The organism is Rhizobium sp. AAP116 (assembly GCF_001295785.1).
Classification (GTDB): domain Bacteria; phylum Pseudomonadota; class Alphaproteobacteria; order Rhizobiales; family Rhizobiaceae; genus Allorhizobium.
In genome coordinates this window covers 1-9151 of record NZ_LJIB01000038.1, presented here as the reverse complement: position 1 = coordinate 9151, position 9151 = coordinate 1, and the positions used below count along the sequence as shown (strand labels likewise).

General features: G+C 61.6%; 10 protein-coding genes. 4 read left to right on the top strand and 6 right to left on the bottom strand.

What is annotated here, in order from left to right; translation table 11 throughout:
• Positions 1 to 650: 650 nt before the first annotated feature.
• Complete coding sequence (locus IP85_RS19615; protein WP_054151358.1) at positions 651 to 857, bottom strand: DUF1737 domain-containing protein; 207 nt, start codon at positions 855 to 857, stop codon at positions 651 to 653.
• Positions 854 to 1774 (bottom strand): CoA ester lyase, encoded by a 921-nt coding sequence (locus tag IP85_RS19610; protein ID WP_054151357.1) that lies wholly within the window; start codon positions 1772 to 1774, stop codon positions 854 to 856. The genes IP85_RS19615 and IP85_RS19610 overlap by 4 nt, the downstream gene beginning before the upstream one ends.
• A 110-nt stretch (positions 1775 to 1884) precedes the next feature.
• Here IP85_RS19610 and IP85_RS19605 point away from each other — a divergent pair, with 110 nt between their 5' ends.
• Both IP85_RS19605 and leuD read left to right on the top strand, forming a co-directional pair.
• Positions 1885 to 2115 (top strand): hypothetical protein, encoded by a 231-nt coding sequence (locus IP85_RS19605; protein WP_054151356.1) that lies wholly within the window; start codon positions 1885 to 1887, stop codon positions 2113 to 2115.
• 164 nt (positions 2116 to 2279) lie between these two features.
• On the top strand, positions 2280 to 2885 hold the full coding sequence (gene leuD, locus IP85_RS19600) for a 3-isopropylmalate dehydratase small subunit (protein ID WP_054151355.1): 606 nt from the start codon (positions 2280 to 2282) through the stop codon (positions 2883 to 2885).
• A gap of 58 nt (positions 2886 to 2943) precedes the next feature.
• Here leuD and IP85_RS19595 read toward each other — a convergent pair whose 3' ends face one another.
• Positions 2944 to 3876 (bottom strand): pyridoxal-phosphate dependent enzyme, encoded by a 933-nt coding sequence (locus tag IP85_RS19595; RefSeq protein ID WP_054151354.1) that lies wholly within the window; start codon positions 3874 to 3876, stop codon positions 2944 to 2946.
• A 177-nt stretch (positions 3877 to 4053) separates the two neighbouring features.
• Between IP85_RS19595 and leuB the strand changes: the two genes are divergently transcribed.
• Both leuB and IP85_RS19585 read left to right on the top strand, forming a co-directional pair.
• Positions 4054 to 5166: a 3-isopropylmalate dehydrogenase gene (gene leuB / locus IP85_RS19590; RefSeq protein ID WP_054151353.1), complete on the top strand. Its 1113-nt coding sequence runs from the start codon at positions 4054 to 4056 to the stop codon at positions 5164 to 5166.
• 315 nt (positions 5167 to 5481) lie between these two features.
• Complete coding sequence (locus IP85_RS19585; RefSeq protein WP_054151352.1) at positions 5482 to 6354, top strand: RNA polymerase factor sigma-32; 873 nt, start codon at positions 5482 to 5484, stop codon at positions 6352 to 6354.
• 105 nt (positions 6355 to 6459) lie between these two features.
• Here the strand turns inward: IP85_RS19585 and IP85_RS19580 are convergent, their stop codons facing one another.
• The 3 genes from IP85_RS19580 to IP85_RS19570 form a co-directional block, all read right to left on the bottom strand.
• On the bottom strand, positions 6460 to 7083 hold the full coding sequence (locus IP85_RS19580; protein ID WP_054151351.1) for a cysteine hydrolase: 624 nt from the start codon (positions 7081 to 7083) through the stop codon (positions 6460 to 6462).
• The gene (locus IP85_RS19575; RefSeq protein ID WP_054151350.1) at positions 7080 to 7532 is read right to left on the bottom strand and encodes a MarR family transcriptional regulator; all 453 of its coding nucleotides are present in this window, start codon (positions 7530 to 7532) and stop codon (positions 7080 to 7082) included. The genes IP85_RS19580 and IP85_RS19575 overlap by 4 nt, the downstream gene beginning before the upstream one ends.
• A 174-nt stretch (positions 7533 to 7706) precedes the next feature.
• Positions 7707 to 9149, bottom strand: coding sequence for a M48 family metalloprotease (locus IP85_RS19570; RefSeq protein WP_082347831.1), 1443 nt, complete (start codon positions 9147 to 9149; stop codon positions 7707 to 7709).
• Between the last annotated feature and the right edge of the window lie 2 nt (positions 9150 to 9151).

Here is a 9151-nt window from a genome sequence, read left to right as displayed (position 1 = left end):
GGCGAGGGTCCCGGTCGGAATGGTGCACCATCCGGCGGGAACCTCCCGGGCCACCGGCCAGGCTGAAGCGCCACCTCACGGTGATGCCGCAGCCGGACCCGCGCCCGGTCAATCTTCGGTCCTCGGGTCAAGCCCGAGGATGACGAGGACCGTCGCCGCCTTGCCAGAGAGACGCATGCAGCGGGAATAGACGCCGAACGAGGCGCCAGAAGGAGCCACATAAAACTACTTAGACAGGTTGCTTCTGGCGCCTCGTCCGAGACAAGCATGACCGATCCGGAGGGAGGTGATCCCGACCGGCGGCGAAGCTTGGGGTTTTTGACAGCAATAGATTTCCCCTCACCCTGAGGCGCCCGACCTTGTCGGGCCTCGAAGGGCCAGGCCACCACCTCAGCATGCGCCCGAGCTGAAGCCGCCGCGCCCGCCTCTCCCCCCTTGTGGGAGAGGTTGCAAAATCGAAGGCTTAGGTGAGCGCAAGCCACCTAAACTTCAGATTTTGCTGGTGAGGGGATCGGTGCTGCGGGCACGACGAACGGACCCCCTCTCTTGCGATTTCAGATGTTTAGGCGGCTTTCGCTCGCCTAATTCATCGAAATCGCTTTCTCCCCCACCAAGGGGGAGATGAGACTCCCACAACGGGGAGAGGACATTCACTGCTCTCCAAGCTTCATGCTGGGATCGTAATCCTTGCCATGCACCGTCTTCACCACGGCCTGGCCGCAATACAGCTTGTTCTCGGCAGCATTGAATGTGTGGCTTGGCGAGCCGTGCAGTTCCCAGCCCTTGTTCAGCGCGTCGGTGACGCGGTGGCAGAAGCTCGAATCATCCGGGCCGGTGAGAAAACGATAGACTTTCATGGCTTGTCCTTTCTGGCAGTGATCAGGGCGAGCTTGGCGAGAAGGCGGGCGGCCTCCTCGGCATGCAGTCGTTCGATCATTCGCCCATCGATGTTGATAACGTTGAGGCCCGCATGGGCCGGGTCGGAAAAGGCGTCGGCCACGAGCCGCGCCTCGGCAATCGCGGCTTCCGAGGGGCCGAAATGGCGATTGGCGGGTTCGATCTGCGCCGGATGGATCAGCATCTTGCCGTCGAAGCCCATGGCCCTGCCCTGGGCGCATTCGGCGGAGAAGGCCTCGAGGTCGCGAAAATCGTTCGACACGCTGTCGATGACGTCGAGCCCATAGGCGCGGGCGGCAAGTAAGACCTGCATCAGATAGGGCACCAGATAGGTGCGTCCGGGCGCTGCCGGAATGCCGGTCGCCTTGCGCAGATCGTTCAGCCCAACCACGAAGGCGTCGAGCCGGCTGTCGCTGGTGCGCCCCGAAGAGGCAATCGCTGCCGCGTTGAGCACACCGCGCGGCGTTTCGATCATGGCCCAAATCCTGAGACCTTCCGCCGCATCCTGCTCGCCGATCAGGTCCGCCACGTCCTGCACCGTGACCGGTTCCTCGACCTTAGGCAGCAGCACGGCGTCGGGCAGGCACTGCAAGACGAGCCTCATGTCTTCGCGGAAATGCGGTGTGTCGGAGGCATTGATCCTGACGATGCGCTCGCGATGGCCGAGATCGGAATTTTCCAGGAACTCCAGAAGCTTGTGCCGGGCGTCGGCCTTCCGGTCTTCGGCCACGGAATCCTCAAGATCGAAGATGACGGTATCGCAATCAAGGCCCGTCACCTTCTCCAGGGCGCGGTCGTTGATCGCGGGCACCGTCAGCACGGATCGGCGCAGGCGGGACGGGTGGTGGAAGCGAAAGGAGGAGGCCTCTGATGTCATGGCCGAGTTCTGGCAAGCTTTGCCCGCCCACGCAAGATGACAATTGGGTGAAAGGCCCTTGCAAAGCCTTGGGATAAGGACCACCTTGGTAACTGCGAAAGGACAAGATCATGCAGAACATCCGCTCCGCCGCCTATGCCCTTGTTGGCCTCGCTTTTGTCGGCCTTGCCGCCGCCTTTGCGGTGTCGCTCACTCTGGTGATTGGCGCACTCCTGACCGTGACGCTCGGCGCCCGCATGCTGATGGGCAAGACGAAGCGCGCTCCGGCCTATGTGAAAGCCAAGCGTCGCGATGACGTGCGCGTCTGGAACGACGGCAAGGGTACGATCATCGATCTTTGATCTGGCCGAAGGTCGCTCCATCATCTCACCTGTCCATCGGGTGAGATGTGGCTATCGCTTGGAAAACGGCGATAGAGCCTCCTCAAGATTCTCCTTCAAATTTCTGCGGTTTTGCTCTATGGGCGAGGCATCAAACGCGCATTAGCCAGATCGAAGGCAGACTGATGGACAAGTTCGTAAAGCTCACCGGTGTCGCGGCACCGCTTCCGGTCGTCAATGTCGACACGGACATGATCATCCCCAAGGATTACCTGAAGACCATCAAGCGCACCGGTCTCGGCACCGGCCTGTTCGCCGAAGCGCGCTACAAGGAAGACGGTTCGGAGAACGCGGATTTCGTTCTCAACAAGCAAGCCTATCGCAACGCGCAGATCCTCGTTGCCGGCGATAACTTTGGTTGCGGTTCCTCGCGTGAGCATGCCCCGTGGGCGCTTCTCGACTTCGGCATCCGTTGCGTGATCTCCACGTCCTTCGCCGACATCTTCTACAACAACTGTTTCAAGAACGGCATTCTGCCGATCGTCGTCAGCCAGTCCGATCTGGACAAGCTGATGGATGATGCCTCGCGCGGTTCCAACGCCGTGCTGACCGTCGACCTGGAAGCCCAGGAGATCACGGGTCCGGATGGCGGCAAGATCGCCTTCGAGATCGACGCGTTCAAGCGCCACTGCCTGCTGAATGGCCTCGACGATATCGGCCTGACACTTGAGAAGGCAACGAGCATCTCGACCTTCGAGCAGTCCAACGCCGCCCAGCGCCCCTGGGCGTGAGCGTCGCTCAAGCGCTGAATTGATGAAGCCGGGCTCGCGCCCGGCTTTTTCTTTGGCCTTAGAGGAAACGGGCCCGCCAGGCTTCGAGCGCTGCGAGCGATACGCCGATCCCGCCACAGACTTCGATGAGCGGTGCCTTGAATTGCTGCAGCCGCTCGGCATGCACATCGGCGACGGCCAGTGCCGCACCGCAGGCAGGCTCGACAAGGATCCGCTGGGCATCGGCGAATTTCAGGCAGGCGGCGACAGCCTCGCCGTCGGTCACCGTGACGCTTTCGATCGGATGGGTTTCGAGAAGATCGAAGACATGTTGTGCGACCTGGCGCGCGCCGAGCGAATTGGCAATCGAGGTAATGGCCGGCAGCGTCACACGTTCCCCGGCGAGAACGGCAGCGTTCAGGGAAGCGGCACCTTCCGTCTCGACCGCAATGACGGGGATGTCGCGCAGCCCGTTGCGCCGCAGCCCTTCGACGATGCCTGCGAGCAGCCCCCCACCGCCGACGCTCGTCACCACGCAATCGAATTCCGCACCTGATTTGACCACTTCGTCGATGAGCGTTGCGTGGCCTTCCCACAGCAGCGGATGATCATAAGGATGGACGTAGGCGGCCTTGCGTGCCGCCGCGAGCGCCACCGCATGGGCGTTCGCCTCGTCGAAGACGGACCCGTGGACCATGACCTTGGCACCTGTCGCGGCAATTCGCGTGCGAACCTCGGCGGACGTGGTTTCCGGCACGACGATCGTCACTGGCACTCCGAGCGCCTTGCCGGCAACGGCGGCGGCAATGCCTGCATTGCCGCCAGAGGCGCAGAAGATTTCCTTCGCCCCCTTGGCGACCTCGTGCTGGCAGAGCAGTCCCACCCCACGCAGCTTGAAGCTGCCGGAAGGCTGCAAGGCATCAAGCTTCAGCCAGAGAGGCAAGCCGCACGCGCTGTAGTCGGCGGCCGCGCGCAGCAGTGGCGTCTCGATATGAAGGGGAGAAAGCGGCATGGGGCACTCGGGGATGCTGGAGGGATGCAGATCTTTTGGACCTCGGAAACAACCGGGTCAACCGGAAAGCCCCTGCTTGGAATGGCCGGAACCGTACCGTTTCCGCCCTATCTCGCTTGAAATGACCCTGACCCGCGCGTAAGACACCGCGACTTCTTTTTCGAGTGGAGGGTTTCCATGACGGCTCGCAATCTTCTCCTGTTGCCCGGTGACGGCATCGGCCCCGAGGCCATGGCCGAAGTCCGCAAGATCATCGCCTATATGAACGAGGCGCAGGGCGCCGGCTTCGTCACCGACGAAGGTCTGGTTGGCGGTTGCGCCTACGACGCGCATGGAGCAGCGATCTCGGAAGAAGACATGGCCAAGGCGCTTGCCGCCGACGCCGTTCTCTTCGGTGCCGTCGGCGGTCCGAAGTGGGATGATGTGCCCTATGACGTGCGCCCGGAAGCCGGCCTCTTGCGCCTGCGCAAGGATCTCGAGCTGTTCGCCAATCTGCGTCCGGCGATCTGCTATCCGGCGCTCGCCAATGCCTCGTCGCTGAAGCCGGAGCTGGTCGAGGGTCTCGACATCCTGATCGTTCGCGAACTGACCGGTGGCGTCTATTTCGGCGAGCCGAAGACCATTACCGATCTCGGCAATGGCCAGAAGCGTGCCGTGGATACGCAGGTCTATGACACCTACGAGATCGAGCGTATCTCCGCCGTCGCCTTCGAACTGGCCCGCACCCGCAACAATGCCGTTTGCTCGATGGAAAAGCGCAACGTCATGAAGTCGGGCGTGTTGTGGAACCAGGTCGTGACGGCGACGCACAAGGAGAAGTTCTCCGACGTCAAGCTCGACCACATGCTGGCCGATGCCGGCGGCATGCAGCTTGTGCGTGCGCCGAAGCAGTTCGACGTCATCGTCACCGACAACCTGTTCGGCGACATGCTTTCCGACGTGGCCGCCATGCTGACCGGTTCGCTGGGCATGCTGCCGTCCGCTTCGCTCGGCGCTCCGGACGCCAAGACCGGCAAGCGCAAGGCGCTTTACGAGCCCGTTCACGGCTCGGCACCGGACATCGCCGGCAAGGGCATCGCCAACCCGATCGCGATGATCGCCTCGTTTGCCATGTGCCTGCGCTACTCGTTCAACATGGTCACGGAAGCCGATCGCCTTGAGAAGGCAATTGCCAATGTGCTGGACAAGGGCATCCGCACCGGTGACATCATGGCCGACGGTTGCCGCCAGGTCGGCACTGTTGAGATGGGTGATGCGATCCTTGAGGAGTTCAAGGCGCTTTCCGCCTGAATTAACTTCTGAGTTCTGATCCGACGGCGCGGGGCAACCCGCGCCGTTTTGCGTTTCCCTGTCGCCGCGCCCAGCTCGGCCCTCTTTCTCTCACTTCACCGTGATCATCCCTGTTCGACAGAAGGTCGCACCCAATGCGGAAATCCGATGTCGTACGCGGCCCGTATTAGTGGTCAGACAAGCAGATGAGAGTGATGCAACCACCGCCCTGTTCGACATTGTTGGAACCTGACCGAGACTGAACCGTTCAGCAAACAATGCCGGCAAATAGGCCTGCGAGAGGCCAGCGGTCCCGAGAGACCATGGAGATGTTCGATGAAAGCCACATCCGCTGACAGACACATCATAAAGTATGCCATGTCACAGCCCTACCTGGAGCGCGAGGAAGAGCTCGACCTCGCGATCCGCTGGAAGGAAAATGACGATCAGGGAGCGCGAAACCGCATCGCCCAGGCGCATATGCGTCTGGTCATTGCCATGGCTTCCAAGTTCCGTGGTTTCGGTCTGCCGCTTAACGATCTGATCCAGGAAGGCTATATCGGCCTTCTCGAAGCGGCTGCCCGCTTCGACCCAGGTCGCGAAGTGCGCTTCTCGACCTATGCCGGCTGGTGGATCCGGGCCTCGATGCAGGACTATATCCTGCGCAACTGGTCGATCGTCCGCGGTGGCACCAGCTCCAGTCAGAAAGCGCTGTTCTTCAACCTGCGTCGCCTGCGCGCCAAGCTCGCTCAGGGCGACAATCGCCTCTCCGACCAGGCGATACACCAGGAAATCGCTTCGGCGCTCGGCGTCAGCCTCGCCGACGTTCAGTCGATGGATGCACGCCTCTCCGGCAACGATGCTTCTCTGCAGACCCCTGTAGCTGGTCGCAATGGCGAAGGTACCGAACAGCTCGAGATGCTGGAGAGCAATGAGGCGCTGCCGGACGAGCAGGTGACGTCCATCATCGATGGCGAACGCTGGAATGGCTGGCTGAAGGATGCAATGAACCGCCTCAACGAGCGTGAAAGCCGGATCATCAAGGCGCGGCGCCTCACGGAAGATGGCGCAACGCTGGAAGAACTCGGCGCCGAGCTCGGGATTTCCAAGGAACGTGTCCGCCAGATCGAAACGCGGGCCTTGGAAAAACTGAAAGTCGCCCTCACGGATAAGGCGCCGAGTGCAGCTCGCCTTGAAATGGCAATGTGAGCGGCAATCACAGATCACAATGAAAAAGCCGGCGGAGATGCCGGCTTTTTCATGCGAACTTCAATGCCTGACGGGCCTTATCAAGGAAGAGGCGCTGGGCGCGCCCTATCTCAGAATGACAGCGTTTGAAGAAAGTATGCCGCGGGTTTCATCACCAGCAGTTTGATTGACGCACAAGGTCGCCCGGGTGGCGACTTCGACTGCATACCCCCTCTGACGGGCGGCAAGGGCGGTCTTTGCGACACAATATCGGAAATCCAGCCCGACAATTCGAAGCTTACCCACGTCGAGCCTTTCCAGAAGCTCGTCCAGCTCGCCCGTCTCGAATGCGTCCTGAACTCTCTTGACAAGGACGTGTTCGGCAAGCCCTTCAAAGGGCTTCGCGATCTGGGTTCCGGGCGTTCCCTCAATTGCTTGGCCTCTCATCGTCAGTCGCGCGATGATCTTTGTCGAAGGGATCGACCACTCCTGACGCACCGCGATGATCGGCAGATTTTCGGCCTTCGCCTTCGCCACTTCGGCGAGGATGGCTGACATCGCATCCGCCTTTGCTGCGTCCTCATAGGGACCTTCGTCCCAGAACACGGACTGCAGATCGATCAGGAGCAGGGCCGTCCCGGGACGGCTGCCAATGGGCTCGCCGCGACTGACGGCACCGATCTGTCTGACGCCGTTCGCAAGCCAAACAAGCCCGGAAAGGGCGGCTATGGTGAGAATCTGGCCTATCACTTCGCTTGCTCCTCCCCCTCGACCTTCAGCTTCTCAAGCAGCATCCTCACCACCTGAAGTGCCGTCTCGATATCACTCGCATCAATCTCGGCGCCGAGCTGTTCCACCAGCCGTTTTTCACGCATCACGACCTCTTCGATCAGGCTCTGGCCCTTGGGGGTAAGCGCAATCATCGTGGATCGCTTGTGACGCGGGTTGGTGCGGCCGACTGTGAGGCCTGCCGCAAGCGTTTCGTTGACCATCAGCTGGACATACTGTCGTTTGATCTCAAGCTTTATCGCGATTTCGGGTACGCTGGCGCTCCCATGGGCGTGAAGGATCTCAAGTACTGCCCGCATGCGAACGGTCAGCCCGGTGCCGTCCAACCCTCTCTCGACATGCGCCTCCGCGGCCTGCATGAGCGGACGCGACAACCAGATGAGGCGATAAAGCTGTTCAGATTTTCTCATGACAACTACAATGTCATAATGACATTCATGTTGTCAATTCCGGGAGCCATCAAACTGATAGGCGAGCTTGTTCCCGCACGCAGGCTTTCACCAACGTAGCATATGGCATTCGCCGCCTTCAGATATCCGCAGTCTTCCCGTGGATTCGTCTGGGAGGGCCAGGGCGCGACCTTGTCACTCCGAGATGATCTTGACGCGCATGCCTGGGGTGACCGTCGAGGTCGGGCCGAGCGCGTTGATCAGCCGGAAGAGTTCGAGCTTGCGGTCGGTGCCCATCATACGTGCCGACAAGGTTCCGACCGAGTCGTTGGAACCGACCGTTACCACGCGGACGCGGAGCGGCTTCAGTGAGGCTGCTTCCTGCGGCGTGATCCGGCGGAAGGAGGCGCGCAGCTGGGCTGCCGTTGTTTCCAGAGCCGGGCTGCCCTTGGGCACTGCCGTCAGGAAGCGGAAGATCTGCGGCCCGATCCGGATGACGGTGATATCGAAATCCCAGCGATCGGCGGAGGCGCGGGCGGTTGCCGCTTCCAACCCGTTGACGGTTATGGTGCGGATCGTATCCGGCAGGAGACCGGTTACCCAGCCGCTTGAGATATAGTTCGGCAGGCTGATCTTCTGACTGTCGGCCACGCCGTCAAAACGGATGGCCACATCGCCAGGTCCGGTGGCGAGGACGGCCTCGACCTTGTTGTCGATCTGGAAGCCCTGGGGCACGTCAAAGCGAATTCCGAGTTGCCCATGCAGGAAGGTCTGGCCACGGACGAAGCCTTCCTGGGGGCTGTCGCCATAGAGCAGGCCGTCAATGCCGTTCAGGTAATAGTCGCGGCCGGTTTCGCCATGGCTGCCTTCCGGACCAAAGGCACGTGCATGGCGTTTTGCCAGTTCGACACGCTGCGGCGCGTTCGGATGGCTCGAAAGGAAGTCCAGGCTCTGGTCGGCATCGGGATCGACCGAGCTGAACTGGCTGTAGCGGGCCATGGAATCGAGGAAACGGGCGGCGGCATAGGGATCATAGCCGGCTTCACCCAGCGTGCGCACGCCGATGACGTCGGCCTGCAGCTCCTGCTGGCGCGAGAAGGCGGCAAGGCGCAGCTTGCCGCGGGCCAGCGCCTGCTTGCCGGCGAGATCGCTCGACAGAACCTCGGCGACGACGCGGCTCGCAATCACTTCCGCCTCTTCGCGACGCTGGCGTTCGATGCCGTGGTTCGCGGTCACATGCGCCATTTCATGGCTGAGAACGGCTGCCACTTCCGAGGCGTCATTAGCGAGCGCCAGGAGGCCGCGTGTCACGTAGAGATAGCCGCCCGGCAGCGCAAAGGCGTTGATCGCCGGCGAGTTCAGGATGGTGATGCGATAGGACTGGTTCGGGTTTTCCGAAACCGCCGTCAGGGCACCGGCGATGCGGGCGACGAGGCGTTCTGTCTTGGCGTCGGAGTATTCGCCGCCATAGGATGCGACGATGCGCGGGTGTTCACGGGCACCCATCTGGGCGCGCGGATCGCCTTTCTGCACTTCGTCGACGATCTGTGGATTGCTGGAAGGCGCAACGGACGGCTCGTAGGCCTGCTCGAACAGCGACTGGCAGGAGGATAGGACGAGGCCCGCCGAGACGATCACGG